The following is a 17398-nucleotide window of genomic DNA, read 5'->3' as shown; positions in this document are numbered from 1 at the left end:
ACGGCCCCACCCGATGGCGCGGGCCGCACCCGGTGAAGGTTGCGGACCGGCGAGGGCGAGGCCGTCACCCCTCAGAGACGGCCTCACCCATGGCGCGGGCCGCACCGGTCAGAAACGAGCCCAGCGCCACGCTGACAACGACATACCCAGCCGAGGGTTACGCCGGTCACCAACGCGGGACCGACGCCCGCCCCCTACCTGGACCCTTCCCACCCCCCAGTCGAGTGAGCGCCCCGTCACTCCCGTCCCATGAGCCCGCCCGATGGGCCGAAGTGACCAAGCGCTCACTCGACTCGTCGCAGGCCACCGACCTCACTGGTCGAGTGAGCGCCCCGTCACTCCTGTCACGTGACGTGTGGGGCTGGAGTGACGAAGTGCTCACTCGACCTCGGGCGGCGTGGGGCTGGTGGGACTGGGCGCTCACTCGAGTGTGGCTGGTGGGACGGGGCGCTCACTCGACGTGGGGCTGGTGGGGCGGGGCGCTCACTCGACTTGGGATGGGCGGGTCAGCGGGCCGGCTGGGGCTCGTCCCGCCAGGAGCGCCAGAGAGCGGCATACGCCCCGTCGGCCTCGAGCAGCTGCTCGTGCGAGCCGATCTCGCTGACCTGCCCGTCCTCGACGACGCAGACGCGGTCGGCGTCGTGCGCCGTCATCAGCCGGTGCGCGATCGCGACAACCGTCCGGCCCTCCACGACCGCCGCGAGCGAGCGCTCGAGGTGCCGTGCCGCCCGGGGGTCGAGCAGCGAGGTCGCCTCGTCGAGCACGAGCGTGTGCGGGTCAGCGAGCACGAGCCGGGCCAGGGCCAGCTGCTGTGCCTGCGGCTCGGTGAGCCGGTGCCCGCCCGAGCCGACGGTGGTGTCGAGCCCATCCGGGAGCTCCTCGGCCCAGACGCGGGCGTCGACCGCCTCCAGTGCATCGAGCAGCTGCTCGCGGGACGCGCTCGGCCGGGCCAGGCGCAGGTTGTCCTCGAGCGAGCCGACGAAGACGTGGTGCTCCTGGGTCACCAGGGCGACCTGACCGCGCAGCTGCGGCAGCTCGAGGTCGACGAGACGCACGCCGCCGACCTCGACCCGCCCGACCCGTGGCCCGTCGATGCCGGCCATGAGCCTGCCGAGCGTCGACTTGCCGGCGCCGGACGGCCCGACGATGGCAAGCCGCTCGCCCGGCGTGAGGTCGAGCGACACACCGCGCAGCACGTCGCGACCGGCGCGGTAGGCGTAGTGCGCGTCCTCGACGTCGAGGCGGTCGTCGGCCGGCTCCTGGCCGGTGGGCGTCCGGTCGGGAGGCACGTCGGCGATGCCGATGACCCGCGCGAGCGAGGTCGCGCCGACCTGGATCTCGTCGAGCCAGGAGATGAGCTCGTCGAGCGGTCCCGCCATCTGCTGGACGTACAGCGCCACCGCGGTCACGGTGCCCGCGGTCACGATGTCGCGCGAGATGAGCCACCCGCCCCAGAGCAGCGTCACCGCGACCGGCATGAAGAAGGCGAACTCGACGGACGGGAACCAGCGCAGCCGCAGGTTCAAGGTGTACAGCTCGGCGTCGTAGCAGTCGCGCAGGGCGTCGTCCATCCGCCGGCGGCGGCGCCGGCCGAGGCGCAAGGCGTCGATGGTGCGGGCGCCGTCGGCGGACTCGGTGACGACCCCGTTGAGCACGGCATACGTCGCGCGCTCGCGCAGGTACCCGGCGGGGGCGTAGCGCAGGTAGCGGCGCGTCGAGATCCAGAGGATCGGGATGCCGACGACGATCGCCAGAGCGACCTGCCACCCGGTGATGAACGCAGCGATGACGGTGATCACGGTCGTCACTGCGCCGACGAAGATCGACGGGATGCCGAAGCGGATCACGTGCGAGAGCGCTTCGACGTCGTTCGTCGTGCGCGAGACGAGGTCGCCGGTGCCGGCGCGCTCGACGGTCGACAGCGGCAGCTCGACGACCCGCCCCATGAACTGCTCGCGCAGCTCGGCGAAGACCGTCTCGCCCATGATGAAGGACGCCCGCCGGGCGAACCACGTGACGATCGTCTGGAGGACGACGGCGCCCGCGATCCACATGGCGAGCGTGTTGACGACCGCGAGCGAGCGCCCGTGGCTGATCTCGTCGACGAGCAGGCCGATGGCGCGCGGCGCGACGAGCGCGGCGACGGCTGCGAGCGAGTGGAGGCCGACGACGAGGGCGAGGCTGCCTCGGTGGCGCCGTAGCAGGCCGCGCGTGTGCGCCCGCACCGACTCCATGTCGGCGACTGGCAACGTGCGGGTCGGCTGCCCGGGGTGCTCGGCCGGCAGGGTGGCAGGCGTTGCGGACATCAGTCCTCCTCTCCTCGGATCACGGTTCGTCGGTAGTCGGGTCGGTCGGTCATGAGCTCCTGGTGTGTGCCGGTCGCGACGGCCTTTCCGCCCTGTAGGAAGACGACGCGGTCGGCGCGGTCGAGGATGAGCGGGCTCGCGGTCATGACCACCGTCGTCCGCCCGGTGCGGGCGGTCGTGAGACGGTCGGCGATCCGCGCCTCGGTGTGCGCGTCGACGGCGCTGGTCGGCTCGACGAGCACGAGGGTCTCGGCGTCGGTGAGCAGAGCCCGGGTGAGGGAGAGCCGCTGCCGCTGGCCGCCGGAGAACGCCCGTCCGCGCTCCTCGACCTCGTTGTCGAGACCCTCGGGCAGCGCCTCCAGGACGTCCTCGCCGCTCGCGACGTCGAGCGCCGCCAGGATCGCCGCGTCGTCGTGCTCCCCGCGGGGGTCGAGCTCCTCGCGCAGCGTGCCGGTGAAGAGCCGCGGGTCGGTCTCCGAGACCACGATGCGACGCCGGAGCTCGGCGAGCGGCGCGTCCGCGAGACGCGTGCCGTTCAGCCGGGCGTCCGTCTCGTGCGGGCCGAACCGGCCGAGGCGGTCCGCGAGCGCAGCCGACTCCTCGGGCCGGGCCGAGACGACCACGGTGAACAGCCCGGGCTCGATGCTGACCTCGCTGTCGGGGTCGACCAGCCGCGCCGGGTGGGTCGGAAGCGCTTGCGTCGCAACGGCTTCGAGCTGGTCAGGGGCGACGGCGAGGACCCGGATGAGCTTGCGGGCGCCGATGTGTGCCCGGGTCGCGCGGTCGACCATCTCGGTCGCGGTGCGCAGCGGGATGACGAGGAATGCGGTGTAGCCGTAGAAGGCGACGAGCTGGCCCGGGGTGATCTGGCCCTCGATGGCGAACCTGGCCCCGAGCCACACGACAACGAGGACGAACGCCCCCGGCAGCAGCACCTGGGCGGCGTCGAGCGCCGCCTGGTAGCCGGCCACCCGGTTGCCGACCTGGCGCACGGACTGTGACTGTGCGCCATACCTGGTCAGGAAGGTCTGCTCGCCGCCGATGCCGCGCAGCACGCGCAGGCCGGCGACCGTGTCGGCGCCGAGCCCGATCAGCTTGCCCGACTCCTCCCGCTGCGCGAGCTGGCGCCGCTGGAGCGGGCGCACGATGAACGTGAGGCACGCGACGAGCACCGGGACGCCGATGAGCACGACGAGCCCGAGCGGCGCGGAGGCGCTGAGCAGGATGAGCGCGACGACGACGTACGACACGACCGCGCCGGCGAACCGGGCCAGGACGTCGTAGAGCCCGCCGATCCGCATCGCGTCCGAGCTGACCGTCGCGACGACGTCGCCCGTCGGCACGGTGCGCGTCAGCGCCTCGCCGGTGTCGGCGGACTTGTGCCCGACGAGCTGGGCGGAGCGGAACGCGCCCTGGAGCCAGTTGGCGACGGCGTACTTGTGCCGGAAAGCGCCCGAGACTGCGCTGACGAGGACGAGGCCGACGAGGAGCGCGCACCAGAGCGCGAGCGACCCGGCGTCGCCGCCGATGATGCCGTCGTCGATCGCCTTGCCCATGGCGGCGGGGAAGAGGGCCTGGCTCACGAGCCAGACCACGCCGAAGCAGATCGCGATGACGAGGGTGCACCACTGCCCCTTGCCGAGCCACCGCAGGTATGCCGTCGCGCCGGTCAGGTCCGGAGTGCCGGGGTCGGCGTGGGGCAGCGAGATCACTTGCTTGATGTTACGTTCGGCCCAGGCGTGCCTCACGCCATTTTCCGGCGGCTCCCGCGGGCGACCGCAAGAACTGAAGCCGAGTTGAGATCAAACCGCACAACCGCTCGCGCCGAAGGCGGTGAGGGTATGCCGTCTCGATCAGCTGGTCTGGTCCGACCCCGAGCGCTCCAGGGCGTCCGAGAGCTCGTCGACCACGAGGGTGGACTCGTCGACCCGGCCGTTCCGGTAGGCCGCCCGGCCCACGAGGTGTGCCGATACCGGCGAGGTGAAGAACTGGGTGGCGCCGAGCAGGACGAGGGTCGTCACCGCGGCCCAGGTTCGCAGCGTCAGTGCGAGCCCGACGAGGATCACGATGAGCCCGAGGGTCTGCGGCTTCGTCGCGGCATGCAGGCGCGAGAGCGTGTCGGGGAAGCGGGCCAGGCCCAACGCTCCCGCGAAGCAGAGGAAGGCGCCGACCAGGAGGCACAGAGCCCCGGCGGCGTCGAGCACGGCGGTCCAGCTCATTGGGGCAGCCTCCTCTCGCGGACCTCGCCCTCCACCTCGTCGGTGTCGCGGGAGAGGAACCGGGTGACGGCGACGCCGCCCACGAAGCCGACGAGCCCGAGGATCATGAGGAGCGGCAGGTACGTCGAGGTATGCTGCCGGGCCGACTCGAGGGCGACTCCGGCGATGACGATGACGAGCAGGATCTCGGCGGCGATGATGCGGTCGAGGTTGCTCGGGCCGCGGTAGAGGCGCACGAGCACGATGACGGCGGCTGCGCCGAGCAGGGCGAGGGCGGCGATGACCACCGTCGTGACGAACCAGGTCATGGGGCACCTCCAGGGGGTCGGGCGCGTGGTCCTGAAATGGGTCCGGCGGGTCCGTCGGCCCGACCGGCGTCGGCGAGCTTCGCGGCCTCGATCGCCTCGATCTCCTCGCGTGAGCCGAGGGCTCGCACGACGCGCTCCTCGACCACGAGGACGTGGCGCCGCTGCGCCTCGACCGCTCCCGCGCGCTCGACGTCGAGCAGGTGCAGGTAGAGGACCGAGGTCGAGCGTCGGGCGTCGATGACGACCGAGCCCGGCACCAGCGCGATGAGCTCGGCCGTCAGGGTGAGGTAGAAGTCCGACCGCGAGCGCAGCTGGACCTCGATGACGGCGTTGCGGGGGCGCCGGGTGCCCAGGGCGAGCCGCAGGACCTGCCAGGTGGCCGCGACGAGGTCACCGAGGAACCGGATGACGAGCCAGGCGAGCCGGTGCGGGCGGAGCCGGCCGTTGAACTCGATCGAGGGCAGCGGGAAGGCGTACGTGACGAACAGGCCCACGAGGATGCCGTTGACGACGTTGCCCCAGGTGATGCGGTCCCACATGAGCACCCAGGCCAGGGCGATCGTGGCGATCGCCCGCGGCTGGAAGGTGCGGCGCCTGCGGGGCGTTGCCGGGCGGCGTACGTGGTCGGTCGTCGGGGTCGCGCTCATCTGCGGGCCTCCGGTGGAAGGACGGCGTTGACGTAGGGAGTGCGCGCGATGAGGTCGGCGGCCGCTTTCTGGGTGTACGAGAAGAGCGGCCCGGCGAAGAGCGTGATGGCAAGGCCGACGGCCGTCATCGCCGCGGTGGCCCCGAGCATCGTGCGCGGCAGCGCCCGTGGTGAGGTGTCGACGGCGACGGCGACCGCCACAGCACCGCTCTGGGCCGCAGCACTCTCCGCGTCTTCGGTGTCGCCGTAGGTGCCCTCGGTCCCGGCCGCCGCCTCCAAAGCCTCTTGTGCCGCGATGGCCTCGGCGGCTGCTTTGGCCTCGGCGAGCGGCCGCCAGAACGCCTGGCTCCACACCTTGGACAGCGCGTACAGCGTGAGCAGGCTCGTCACGATCCCGCCGACGACGAGCACCCACGCGAGCGGAGTGCCCACCTCGATGCCGGCATGCAGCAGCCCGATCTTGGCGAGGAAGCCGGACAGGGGTGGGATGCCGGAGAGGTTCATAGCAGACAGGAAGAAGAGCACGGCGAGCACGGGGGACGCCACGGCGAGCCCGCCCAGTCGGTCGAGCGAGGTGGTGCCGGCGACGCGCTCGACGAGCCCGGCGATGAGGAACAACGCGGTTTGGATGGTGATGTGGTGCGCGACGTAGAAGATCGCCCCGGCCGTGCCGTCCTGGGTCGCGAGGGCGATCCCGAAGATCATGTAGCCGATGTGGCTGACCAGGGTGAACGACAGGATCCTCTTGAGTCCCGACTGGGAGACGGCGCCGAGGATGCCGATGACCATCGTCAGCAGCGCCGCCCACATGAGCAGTCCGGTGAGCGGGGACTCCGGGAAGAGCAGGGTCTGCACGCGGATGATGGCGTAGACCCCGACCTTCGTGAGCAGGCCGGCGAAGACCGCGGTGACCGGCGCCGGAGCGGTCGGGTAGCTGTCGGGCAGCCACGCCGACATCGGGAACACGGCCGCCTTGATCGCGAACGCCGTGAGCAGGCAGAGCTGCAGCACGAGCGCAACGCTCGGGGTGAGGTCGCCGATGCGGATCGAGAGCTGGGCCAGGTTCACGGTGCCCGTCGCGGCATACACGGCGGCGATGCCGACCAGGAACAGGGCCGAGCTGAGCAGGCTGACCACGACATAGGTCGTGCCGGCGTGGATCCGCGACTCGGCGCCGCCGAGCGTCAGCAGCACGTAGGAAGCAAACAGCAGGATCTCGAAGCCGACGAAGAGGTTGAACAGGTCCCCGGCGAGGAACGCGTTGGCCACGCCGGCCGAGAGCACGAGATACGTCGGATGGAAGATCGTCAAGGGCGTCTCGGTCTCGTCCTCGCCGTCGGCCTGGCCCTGGCCGATGGCGAACAGCAGCACGAGCAGCGTGACCACGGCGGAGACCAGCAGCATGAGCGAGCTGAGCCGGTCGGCGACGAGGGAGATCCCGAGCGGCTCCTGCCAGGCGCCCAGCCAGAGCACCTGGGGGCCGTGCGCATTGGTCTGCTGCACCAGCACCGCCGCGACGAGGACGGTCGCCGAGAGCACCGCGATGCTGACCGCTCGCTGGAGCCGCGGCGACCGCCGGAACGCCAGCGTCAGCGCGGCCCCCAGCAGCGGCAGCAGCACGGGCATCGGGACGATGTCGGCGACGGAGAGGTCAGCCACGGCGCTCACCTCCCTTGCTCGGGCGGTCGGAGCCCTCGTGGAGGCTGTCCTCGGAGCCGCCTTCGGGTCCGTCCTCGGGCCTATCCCCGGAGCCGCCATCGAGGCGCTCACCGGCGAGCTCGTCGGCGGTCGTCGTGGAGATCTCCGACGGGTCGTAGGTCGACGACGTCGCGTCCTCGATCGCCAGGCGCTGGATCCGGGCGTCCTCGGCGTCGTCGGGCACGTCGTCGGTTCCCGAGACCTGCCACAGGCGGTACGACAAGGCCAGCAGGAAGCCGATGGTGGCCAGCGAGATGACGATCGCCGTGAGGACCATCGCCTGCGGCAGCGGGTCGCTGATCGACTGGGGGGCCTCGCCGACGAAGGGCGGGCGTCCGGCGCGGCCGCTCACGACGAGGTAGAGGACGGCGACGCCGTTGCCGATGAGCACCATCCCGAGCAGTACGCGTACGAGGCTGCGGTCCAGCACGAGCGCCGTGCCGGCCGCCACCAGGCCGACCGTGACGAGGACGAGCGTGAGGTTCGGCTCGAGAGTCGGCTCGATCAGGGCGCCGACCGCAGGCTGCTGCACCAGCGGCGTCAGCGAGGCGAGCGGCGTCAACGGGGTCAACGGCGTCAACGGGGTCGGAGGCATCATCGTTGCGCCACCTCCTCGCGGCGGCCGCGGCCCTCGTCCGAGCCGCCTCCCTCCGAGACCTCGCCACGGGCCGTGCCCGCGTCCGCTGCTGCGTCCTTGCCCGGGACCGGACCGTCGGACTCGGCCGCGATCTGCCGGTCGATGCCCGTGCCGAGGCTCCGCACGATGTCGAGCATCATCCCGACGACGATGAGGTAGACGCCGATGTCGAAGAACACCGAGGTGACGACGTGCACCTCGCCCCACGGCGGCAGGGTGAAGTCGACCGTTGTCGTCTCGAGGATGGTGCCCCCGAAGGCGAGCGGCGCGAGCGCGGACCCGACGGCGACGAGCAGCCCGAGGCCGACGACGAGGCCGGCGTCGAAGGGGGCGGCCTCGTCGAGCTCGTAGCGGCCGCCCGCGAGGTAGCGCACGACGAGCGCCAGCCCCGCGACGAGCCCGCCGGCGAAACCGCCTCCGGGCTGGTTGTGCCCCGAGAAGAGCAGGAAGAGCGACGCCGCGAGCATGATGTGGAACACGAGGCGCGTGACGACCTCGAACATCACCGAGCGCTTCTCTGTGCGCATCGTGCGCCCGCCGTGCAGCCACGTGCCGCGCGCCGGGTCGGTGGCGGGGATGGCCTTCGACGTGGCCCGGGAGATCCGGGTGTTGCGGGTGTGCACGAAGATCAGGCTGGCGACGCCGGTCGCCGCGGCGACGAGGACCGACACCTCCCCGAGGGTGTCCCAGGCGCGGATGTCGACGAGGGTGACATTGACGATGTTCTTGCCGTGCCCGAACTCGTAGGCCTGCGTGGGGTACCCCTCCGAGACGGGCATCGAGTGGCGGCCGCCCGCAGCCACCAGGGCGATGGCTCCGACGGCGCACCCGACCGCGGCACCGAGAGCCAGCCGCCACGTGCGCGAGGGGGAGTGCCGGTGGCGCGTGAACTTCGTCGGCAGCCGGCGAAGCGCGAGCACGAAGACGACGAGGGCGACCGTCTCGACGAGCATCTGGGTGATCGCCAGGTCAGGCGCCCCGTGCTCGATGAAGAGCAGCGACACGCCGTACCCGGTCGCGCCGACGAGCATGACTGCGGTGAGGCGGCGGCGCGTGATCAGCACGAGCACTGCTGCAGCGACGACGATCCCGCCCACGACGGCCTGACCAGCGTTGTCCCACAAGCGAACCGACGGCATAGCCCGGCTTGCGAAGGCGGCTGCCCCGGGAAGGGCGACGAAGACGAGGAGGATGGCGGCGAGGTAGATCGGCAGCGACCCGCGCTGGGTCACGGCGGTCGTCTCGACGGCGCCCCGGTCGACCCAGCGCATCGTCCGGGCGAAGCCGCGCTCGCCGTCGACGAGGGCCGGCACGCGCGCCTGCGCCCGCGCGACGTCCTCGCGCCCGAGGAAGAGCACGAGACCCAGCAGGATCGACAGCGCCGAGAGCAGCAGCGGCACCGTGAGCCCGTGCCACAGCGCGAGCGGCTCCGGGGCCGACCCGACAGGGAACTGGACGGCATACGGCATCAGCCAGGGCGACTCGAGCGGTGCGAGCAGGCCGAGCGCGAGGCAGGCGACGCCGAGCAGGAGCGGGGCCAGGACGAATCCCGGGTGCGGCGGCTTGACCCGGGTCGGCGCGACCCCCGGCTTCGTCGCGAAGGCGCCCCACAGGAAGCGCGCCGTGTAGGCGGTCGTGAGCGCGGAGCCGACGACGATCGCGATGAGCGCGACCCAGCCGTATGCCGCCGGGATGGGGGCACAGTGCTGGACCTCGTCCCAGACCGCAGTGAGCGCGCTCTCCTTCGAGACGAAGCCGGCCAGCGGGATGACCCCGGCCATGGACAGGCCGGCGAGGGTGGCGGGCACCGACACCGGCAGCAGTCGCCGCCCGACGCCCGACAGCTCGCGCAGGTCGCGGGTGCCGGTCGCCTTGTCGATGACCCCCACGGTCAGGAAGAGCGTCGACTTGAACAGGCCGTGAGCCAGGACCAGCGCGAGGGCGGCGAGGGCCGACTCCTTGGTGCCGAGGCCTGTGATGGCCACGATGAACCCCAGCTGGCTCACCGTCCCATAGGCGAGCAGGAGCTTGATGTCGTGCTGGCGCAGCGCTCGCCACCCCCCGACGAGCATGGTGAACAGGCCCAGCCCGAGGGTGAGCGCGAACCATGCCGGAGCCCCGGCGAAGACGGGGGCGAGCAGCGCGACGAGGTAGATGCCCGCCTTGACCATGGCCGCGGCGTGCAGGTACGCGCTCACCGGGGTCGGCGCCGCCATCGCTCCGGGCAGCCAGAAGTGGAACGGCACGAGCGCCGACTTCGACAGCGCTCCGACGAGCAGCAGCACCAGGGCGGCCACCATCACCGGGTCGAGCGGCGGGGGCGAGGCCACGAGGGCCGAGATGGAGTAGGTGTGGTGCACGCCGATCGCGATGATGCCGATGAGCATCGCGAGGCCGCCGACGGTCGTGACGAGCAGGGCCTGCATGGCGGCGCGACGGTTCGTCGAGCTGGCTGGGTTGTGACCGATCAACAGGTAGGAGAAGACCGTGGTCAGCTCCCAGAAGATGTAGAGGACGAGCAGGTTGTCCGTCAGGACCAGCCCGAGCATCGCGCCCGCGAACGCCGTGAACACCGAGGTGAACCGCCACAGGCTGGGGTCTTCGTCGGCGAAGTACCACGCGCAGTAGAGCAGCACGAGCGCGCCGACCCCGGTGATGAGCAGCGCCAGCACCCAGGACAGCGTGGTGAGGCGGAAGTCGAGGTCGAGGCCGAGGCCTGGCACCCACTCGATCCGCTGGGTCGGCAGACGGCCCTCGCGCACGTCGACGGCCACGGTGAGCAACCAGCCGAACGCGACCGCCGGCACCACTGCGAGGACGAGGAAGGACTTGGCGCGCAGCACGCGGGCCAGCCAGGGCGCGAGCGCGGCAGCAAGCAGGTGCAAGAGCAGTAGCTGCGCCACGGCGGCCCCTCGGTCGTCGGGTGTTCAGGTCGTCCACGACGCGCGCCTGACCGCTGGCCCCGCATCGGTCGTGAGGGTCAATCCTATGTGCAGCCGAAGACCCCGCCGACCAGACGGTCGGCGGGGTCTTCGTGATCAAGCGTGGCTCACAGCACCGGATCCGTGCTCACGCGTGCTCACGCGCGGGACCAGTCCGGCCCCCGGCTCACTTGGGAGCGACGAGGACGTTGAGCGAGTTGCCCTGCTTCGAGCTGCCGACGACGCGGATCGTCGTGCCGGTCTTGGGCACGTCGACGCCGTACCACCCCGGCTGGTAGCGACCGGCGTGGGAGCCGGTTGCACCATGCTCGTCGGAGTTGGTCCACCACGACTTGGTGTCGTCGAAGACCGGGACGGCCGGCTTGCTCGCGATGGACCCGGCGACGCTGTTGTTGTGCAGCGAGATCGCGTCGGTCGGCTCGAGCCCGAAGGTCGAGTCGTAGGCGAGGATCCGGTTGCGCATCAGCGTCCCGTCGGTCCAGTGGCTGAACTCCGGGTGGGCGTCGACCGGCAGGATCAGGCCTGAGCCCGGGTGGTCACCCACGTTGTTGTCGGCCATCGAGGAGTCCCAGTAGCTGACGAGCAGGCCGTTCTGGTACGGGTAGCTCTCCACCCTGTCCGGCGTCGTGTTGAGGAAGCCGAAGTTGTATGCCGTGGCGAGCGACGTGTCGTACCCGTCGTACTGCCGGTTCTCCGCGACGTAGGCGTTGAAGAACTTCTGCGTCACGGTGCCGGAGCTGGCCCGGAAGCCGCTGCCGTCAGCCGGGTCGAACGTCCAGCCGGCGTCGCTCTCGGCGCCGTCCAGCGGCTGCCCGCTGATCGCGATCGCGTCGAGCTGGAAGCCGGGCGGCGGCGTGCTGACGCCGGGCTGCCCGACCTGGGCGACGTCCTGCCAGTAGCGGAACTGCAGCGTCACCGTCTGGCCGGCCCACGCGGACAGGTCTGCGGTGAGGTCGGTCCAGTCGGTCTTGACGCCCGTGATGCCGTGGCCCTGGTTCTGGCCGTTCGGGTCGGTCGAGCTCGACAGGTTCGTGTTGACGTAGGTCCACGTGGCGCCGTTGTCCGTCGACACGCGAAGGAAGGCGTAGTCCCAGTCCTGCTCGATGTTGTAGCGAGCCTTGGCCGAGAGCGAGACCGTGCCCGACGGCAGAGTCACCTTCTTCGTCATCGTGGTGTCGATGTCGTCGCGCGCGTCGCTGTAGTACACGTGCTCGCCCTCGTAGGGCGCGCCGAGCTCGAGCGGCACCTCCTTGTCGGGCAGCAGGGTGAACAGCGCCTGGGCCTGCTTGGTCGCGGGCACGTTCGAGCCGATCGTGTGCGAGGACCGCTTGCCGGCCTGCGCGACGTCGTAGAACGGGCCCTGCTTGCCCTGCGGCTGGAGCCAGCCGAGCTGGAACAGCTCCCAGGCGCCGAGGTCGGTCGGGGCGTCGCCGATACCGTCCGGGCCGCCGTCGCCGATGTTGGCGCCGGAGGACATCAGGGTCCAGAACGCGGTGTTGTTCTCCGCGCCACCGGTGTTGCCGGACGTGTCATACAGGTCGGGCAGGCCGAGGTCGTGGCCGAACTCGTGGGAGAAGACGCCGAGGCCGCCGTTCTCCGGCTGCATCGTGTAGTCGCCGACCCAGATGCCGGTCGGGTTGTTCGGCACGAGCGGGCTGCTGACGGTGCCGGTGTTGCTGCCGATGTTGACGCCCGCGCCGAGCGGTCCGCCACCCTGGATGTTCGCGAACGACCGGTGGCTCCAGATCGCGTCCGTGCCCTGGTGCGGGTCACCGGCGGCCTCGTCGCCACCGGCGTGGACGATCTGGAAGTGGTCGATGACACCGTCGGGCTCGTTGAAGTTGCCGTCGCCGTCGATGTCGTACCGGTCCTGCTGGTCGAACGTCTTGAGGTATGCCGTGATCTCGGCCATCGTCTTGCCCGACTTGAGCTGGTTGTCGACCCAGACGGCGAGAGCGTCACGCACGAGTGCCTTGGACGTGTTGCAGACGATGCTGCCGCAGTAGTTACGGCCGTAGAGCGCCTCGTTGTACGGCACCTTGACCCAGTCGGTCACCGCGCCCTCGACCGAGTACCGGCCCGAGGACTGGCGCTGGTAGTAGTCGGCCATCCGGGTGAAGTACATGTTCTGGTAGTGGGCCTGGTTGTAGTCGGCCTGCCAGAGAGTCGAGTTGTCGACCGCGCGGTCGGGTGCGGGGATCTCGTTGTGCAGCGGCCCGGTCACATCCGTCGCGCTGCCGTCCTTGGGCGGGCCGAGGAAGGTGCCGGGTGGCACGGTCGTGCCGATGCCCCCGGGGAACTGCTCGTTCCCGAACTCGACGATGACGACGAAGATCTTGTCGGTGCCTTCACGCTCGAGCGGCACGTACTGGCCCGGGCCGAGCTTGGCCACCTTGCCCTGGGCGGACTGGTCGCCCTTGAGCCGCTTCTCCAGCGCCTTCTGGCGCATGGCGTCCTGCTTGACCGCCATGGGTGAGCGGAGGTTGTCGTTGGCGGTCTTGGCGTTCTTGCCGGACGACGCGCCCTTGTCGGCGCTCGGAGCGGCCTGGGCCGGTGACGCCACGATGGCGCTTGCGACCAGGGCCCCTGCGGCGAGCAGGCCCGTCAGCCTGCTGCGCCCGGTGTGCATTGTCTGCCTCACGAGGTTGTCCCCTAGTTGTGAGATTCCTGTTGGACGCCGCGCTCGCCTGGGCATACGAACATCCCCCGCCGGGCGCAACGATCGACAGTCAACTGCGCGTGACCGGCGAGAGAACCCTCTGTTCCGGAGCCGTTACCAATTCGAGACCATCGGGGCGGTGGCCGGCGACCGGAGATTCGGTCAGAAGGTGACGAAGGTGTCTCGCGCCAGGAAGAAGCCATGGTGCGAGGCCGCGTCGACACACGTCATGCCGGTCTCCTCGCTGAGACAGGCGACCGAGCCGAGCGCGGGATCCGTGCGCGAGCCGTAGGCCAGCGTGGGCGCGCCGCTCTGCCGGATGGTGTCGGAGTTGCACACCGGCCGGGCGCCCTTGTCGGACAGCTCGATCCGGCCGATGTCCTGGGGTCCGTCCGCGGCGCAGATCGAGGGAACAGGTGGCGTGATCCGTCCCTCCTCGACGTCGCATGCCGCAAGCCGGCTCGGGCCGCGACCCGCGACGCAGAAGATGTTCCCGCTCGGGCTCTGGAACGCGGCTGCCGTCCCGCCCGCGACGCGCGCGCCCGCGATGCGCTGCTGCGCCTCGGCGAAGGAGTGGGGTGCGCCGCGCTGGCGGCCGGCCGCGAGGCTGATGGGCACCTGGCTGGTCGGGGCCGGGCTCTGGGCCACGGACGTCGGGACGGCGGTCGCCTGCGCCGGCGTGGACGGGCTTCCCGTCGGGTCGACGTAGACGGTGACCGTCCTTCTCGGGCTCGGGATGTCGGTGACGCCGCACCCAGCGAGGACCACCGACATCGCGCCTGTCGCACCGACCAGGGCGACGATGCGCACGAGAACCACGTGGCGCGCCCGGTTCGTCCTGCTCACCATGGGCGAGGAGTCTGCCACGCCTTGCTGGACAGGTCACCCGGGCGGTCTCGAGGCTCCCGAGCAGGTGACCTACCCTTGGGGCGTGTTCCGCAGCCTGCTCACCCCACGCTGGGTCGGCATGCTTGCCCTCCTGCTGGTCGTCGTCACGGCATGCGTGTTCCTCGGTCTGTGGCAGCTCGGTGTCGCCCGCGACGAGGGCCGCAAGGACGCCGTCGCGGCCGCCGCCAGTCTCGAGCGGGCGCCGCTGCAGGACGTGACGAAGCCGCACGCGGCGTTCGCGGCGGAGTACTCGAACCGTCCCGTCACGGTCACGGGCACGTATGCCGCCGACCGCACCTTCGTGGTCGTGGACCGCCGGCTGGACGGCCGGGTGGGGTCGTGGGTGGTGACGCCGCTGCAGACCGACGGCGGCACCGTGGCGGTGCTGCGCGGCTTCGTCGACGGCACGCCCGCCGCGAGCGCCCTTCCGCCGACGCCGTCGGGGGTCGTCACGGTGACCGGCACGCTCGGCCCAGGCGAGTCGCCCCGGCCCGGTGGTGCGCTGCCGGAGCCGCAGCGGCGCGCCATCGACCTGGCCGAGCTCGTCAACGAGTGGCCCGGTGACCTCTACAACGTTGTCGTCCTCGCCTCCGCGGAGAGCGCGGGCTCGACGGCAAGCAGCGGCGTGCCCGTCCAGGCAGCCGGCCTGTCCCGAGTGCCACCTCCGGAGCTCGACGCGTCCCTCAACCTGCGCAACGCGGCATACGCCGTGCAGTGGTGGGTCTTCGGACTGTTCGCGATCTGGATGTGGTGGAAGATGTTCCGAGCCGAGCAGCAGGCGCAGACGCCGTCGGCTGCCCCGAAAGAAGGTGTGAGCGCGTGAGCCCGACGTACCCGACCAACCTGGCCAAGCCCGAGCAGATCCGGTCGGCCCTGGCGATCTACCGGGTGCTCGCCATCATCGCCGGCATCGCCCTGTTCGTGCTCATCCTCGAGATGGTGATGAAGTACGGCTTCCACCAGGAGAACGTGCTGACGAAGTACTGGAGCCCGATCCATGGCCTGATCTACATGGCGTATGCCGCTTCGGTCGCGAACCTCGGGATCAAGGCCGCCTGGGGGATCAAGCGGATCGTGCTCAACCTGCTGGCCGGCTTCGTGCCTGTCGTGCCGTGGGTCGCCGAGCAGCGCAACAGCCGTGAGGTTCACGCGATGCTGTCCCGGGCCTACGTGGCCGGTGACGGCGGCTCCGGCGACTCAGCGAGCGCTGCCGGCGGCCCGGCCCCGTCGGGACCGGGCGCGAGCGCCTGAGCGGCGGACGGCATACCGGCTCGGTGGGGCCGGCGCCTGCGCCGGACGCGCGCTCGACCCTGGCCGATAGAGTTTGTGCGTGACCGACGCCGTGCCGCCCGACCTGCCCGACACGCAGCCCGACCCGCAGACGGACCCACAGCCTGGTGCTGAGCCGGGCGCTGCGACCGATGCTCCGGCGAGTCTGCAGGACCACCCGGTCCTCGTCGTCGACTTCGGGGCGCAGTACGCCCAGCTGATCGCGCGCCGCGTCCGCGAGGCGCAGGTCTACAGCGAGGTCGTGCCGCACTCGATGTCGGTCGCCGACATGCTCGCCAAGCGCCCGGCCGCGGTGATCCTGTCCGGTGGGCCGAGCTCGGTCTACGAGGAGGGTGCGCCGCGGCTCGACCCGTCCCTGCTCGACGCCGGGGTGCCGGTCTTCGGGATGTGCTACGGCTTCCAGTCGATGGCCAGGGCCCTCGGCGGCACTGTCGAGCGCACCGGGGCCCGCGAGTACGGCAAGACCGACGCCTCGATCTCCCGGCCCGACTCCACGCTCTTCGACGGCCAGCCGGAGGAACAGGTCGTCTGGATGTCGCACGGCGACGCCGTCAGCGACGCGCCCGCCGGCTTCACGGTGACCGCCTCGACCATCGGCACGCCCGTGGCGGCTTTCGAGGACGACGAGCGGCGGCTCTACGGCGTCCAGTGGCACCCAGAGGTGCTGCACTCCGAGCAGGGCCAGCGCGTCCTCGAGAACTTCCTCTGGAAGGGCGCCCGGATCGCGCCCGACTGGACACCGGGGCACGTCGTCCACGACCTCGTCGACGCGATCCGCGAGCAGGTCGGCAGCGACCGTGTGCTCTGCGCGCTGTCGGGAGGCGTCGACTCATCGGTCGCGGCGGCCTTGGTGCAGAAGGCGGTCGGCGACCAGCTGACCTGTGTGTTCGTCGACCATGGGCTGCTGCGTGAGGGCGAGGCCGAGCAGGTCGAGAAGGACTTCGTCGAGGCCACCGGCGTCGACCTCGTTGTCGTCGACGCGCGCGACCGGTTCCTCGAGGCGCTCGCCGGCGTGACCGACCCGGAGACCAAGCGCAAGATCATCGGCGAGCAGTTCATCCGGGTCTTCGAGCAGGCCGCCCGCGATGTCGTCCTGGACCGCGGCGACGAGGAACACCCCGTCAAGTGGCTCGTCCAGGGCACGCTCTACCCCGACGTCGTCGAGTCCGGTGGCGGCGAGGGAGCCGCGAACATCAAGAGCCACCACAACGTCGGCGGGCTGCCGGAGGACCTCAAGTTCCAGCTCGTCGAGCCGCTGCGCAGCCTGTTCAAGGACGAGGTGCGACAGGTCGGACTCGAGCTGGGGGTGCCGGAGGTCATCGTCTGGCGCCAGCCGTTCCCGGGGCCGGGCCTCGGCATCCGGATCATCGGCGAGGTCACGGCCGACCGCCTGGCGGTGCTGCGTCGCGCTGATGCGATCGCGCGCGAGGAGCTGACCCGGGCGGCCCTCGACCGCGACATCTGGCAGTGCCCGGTCGTGCTGCTCGCCGACGTCCGCTCGGTCGGCGTCCAGGGTGACGGCCGCACGTACGGCCACCCCGTCGTCCTGCGGCCCGTGGCCTCGGAGGACGCGATGACCGCCGACTGGGCGCGCGTGCCCTACGACGTCCTCGCGACCATCTCGACCCGCATCACCAACGAGGTCGAGGAGGTCAACCGGGTGGTCCTCGACGTGACGAGCAAGCCGCCGGGCACCATCGAGTGGGAGTGAGCGCACCGCGCTGACGAGCTCGCGCGGTGTGACCAGAGTGACCGCAGTAACGGGCGGGCCACTCGACGGTTGTGCCGGTCGAGTGGCCGCGCCG

At 71.1% G+C, this 17398-nt stretch carries 13 protein-coding genes; 3 read left to right on the top strand and 10 right to left on the bottom strand.

The features are described from left to right. Window positions 1-506: 506 nt before the first annotated feature. From ACYVLP_RS17005 to ACYVLP_RS16960, 10 genes are all read right to left on the bottom strand, one after another. Window positions 507-2306 carry an ABC transporter ATP-binding protein gene (locus tag ACYVLP_RS17005; protein WP_460628525.1) on the bottom strand — a complete coding sequence of 600 codons (1800 nt, stop codon included), beginning with the start codon at window positions 2304-2306 and terminating at the stop codon, window positions 507-509. Then, on the bottom strand, window positions 2306-4018 hold the full coding sequence (locus tag ACYVLP_RS17000) for an ABC transporter ATP-binding protein (RefSeq protein ID WP_460628524.1): 1713 nt from the start codon (window positions 4016-4018) through the stop codon (window positions 2306-2308). Before ACYVLP_RS17000 ends, ACYVLP_RS17005 begins: the two co-directional genes overlap by 1 nt. A 141-nt stretch (window positions 4019-4159) precedes the next feature. After that, window positions 4160-4525, bottom strand: a complete 366-nt coding sequence (mnhG, locus tag ACYVLP_RS16995) for a monovalent cation/H(+) antiporter subunit G (RefSeq protein ID WP_460628523.1) — start codon at window positions 4523-4525, stop codon at window positions 4160-4162. Continuing rightward, window positions 4522-4833: a monovalent cation/H+ antiporter complex subunit F gene (locus tag ACYVLP_RS16990; RefSeq protein ID WP_460628522.1), complete on the bottom strand. Its 312-nt coding sequence runs from the start codon at window positions 4831-4833 to the stop codon at window positions 4522-4524. The genes mnhG and ACYVLP_RS16990 overlap by 4 nt, the downstream gene beginning before the upstream one ends. Further along, on the bottom strand, window positions 4830-5480 hold the full coding sequence (locus ACYVLP_RS16985; protein WP_460628521.1) for a Na+/H+ antiporter subunit E: 651 nt from the start codon (window positions 5478-5480) through the stop codon (window positions 4830-4832). The genes ACYVLP_RS16990 and ACYVLP_RS16985 overlap by 4 nt, the downstream gene beginning before the upstream one ends. After that, complete coding sequence (locus ACYVLP_RS16980; RefSeq protein ID WP_460628680.1) at window positions 5477-7105, bottom strand: Na+/H+ antiporter subunit D; 1629 nt, start codon at window positions 7103-7105, stop codon at window positions 5477-5479. Before ACYVLP_RS16980 ends, ACYVLP_RS16985 begins: the two co-directional genes overlap by 4 nt. A 25-nt stretch (window positions 7106-7130) precedes the next feature. Next, complete coding sequence (locus ACYVLP_RS16975) at window positions 7131-7775, bottom strand: Na(+)/H(+) antiporter subunit C (RefSeq protein ID WP_460628520.1); 645 nt, start codon at window positions 7773-7775, stop codon at window positions 7131-7133. Then, window positions 7772-10717, bottom strand: a complete 2946-nt coding sequence (locus ACYVLP_RS16970; protein ID WP_460628519.1) for a Na+/H+ antiporter subunit A — start codon at window positions 10715-10717, stop codon at window positions 7772-7774. Before ACYVLP_RS16970 ends, ACYVLP_RS16975 begins: the two co-directional genes overlap by 4 nt. 205 nt (window positions 10718-10922) lie before the next feature. Continuing rightward, entirely contained in the window at window positions 10923-13397 is a 2475-nt protein-coding gene (locus ACYVLP_RS16965; protein ID WP_460628518.1) for an immune inhibitor A domain-containing protein, read from the bottom strand. Window positions 13398-13577: 180 nt separating this feature from the next. Then, complete coding sequence (locus tag ACYVLP_RS16960; RefSeq protein ID WP_460628517.1) at window positions 13578-14264, bottom strand: DUF6636 domain-containing protein; 687 nt, start codon at window positions 14262-14264, stop codon at window positions 13578-13580. A gap of 82 nt (window positions 14265-14346) precedes the next feature. On the opposite strand from ACYVLP_RS16960, the gene ACYVLP_RS16955 reads away from it, so the two are divergent. The 3 genes from ACYVLP_RS16955 (at window position 14347) to guaA (ending at window position 17304) form a co-directional block, all read left to right on the top strand. Then, window positions 14347-15126 carry an SURF1 family protein gene (locus ACYVLP_RS16955; RefSeq protein ID WP_460628516.1) on the top strand — a complete coding sequence of 260 codons (780 nt, stop codon included), beginning with the start codon at window positions 14347-14349 and terminating at the stop codon, window positions 15124-15126. After that, complete coding sequence (locus ACYVLP_RS16950) at window positions 15123-15554, top strand: DUF3817 domain-containing protein (RefSeq protein ID WP_460628515.1); 432 nt, start codon at window positions 15123-15125, stop codon at window positions 15552-15554. Before ACYVLP_RS16955 ends, ACYVLP_RS16950 begins: the two co-directional genes overlap by 4 nt. Before the next feature lie 184 nt (window positions 15555-15738). Further along, entirely contained in the window at window positions 15739-17304 is a 1566-nt protein-coding gene (gene guaA, locus ACYVLP_RS16945) for a glutamine-hydrolyzing GMP synthase (RefSeq protein WP_460628679.1), read from the top strand. The last annotated feature ends 94 nt before the right edge of the window (window positions 17305-17398 follow it).

Source organism: Intrasporangium mesophilum (assembly GCF_054783095.1).
Note: the sequence above shows the minus strand (reverse complement) of the source record. Positions and strands in the feature narration are given on the sequence as shown.

Coding starts and splice junctions, on each gene's coding strand:
- ACYVLP_RS16975 (WP_460628520.1), bottom strand. CDS start 7,775: ATGATGCCTCCGACCCCGTTGACGCCGTTGACCCCGTTGACGCCGCTC.
- ACYVLP_RS17005 (WP_460628525.1), bottom strand. CDS start 2,306: ATGTCCGCAACGCCTGCCACCCTGCCGGCCGAGCACCCCGGGCAGCCG.
- ACYVLP_RS16990 (WP_460628522.1), bottom strand. CDS start 4,833: ATGACCTGGTTCGTCACGACGGTGGTCATCGCCGCCCTCGCCCTGCTC.
- mnhG (WP_460628523.1), bottom strand. CDS start 4,525: ATGAGCTGGACCGCCGTGCTCGACGCCGCCGGGGCTCTGTGCCTCCTG.
- ACYVLP_RS16960 (WP_460628517.1), bottom strand. CDS start 14,264: ATGGTGAGCAGGACGAACCGGGCGCGCCACGTGGTTCTCGTGCGCATC.
- ACYVLP_RS16985 (WP_460628521.1), bottom strand. CDS start 5,480: ATGAGCGCGACCCCGACGACCGACCACGTACGCCGCCCGGCAACGCCC.
- ACYVLP_RS16980 (WP_460628680.1), bottom strand. CDS start 7,105: ATGCCCGTGCTGCTGCCGCTGCTGGGGGCCGCGCTGACGCTGGCGTTC.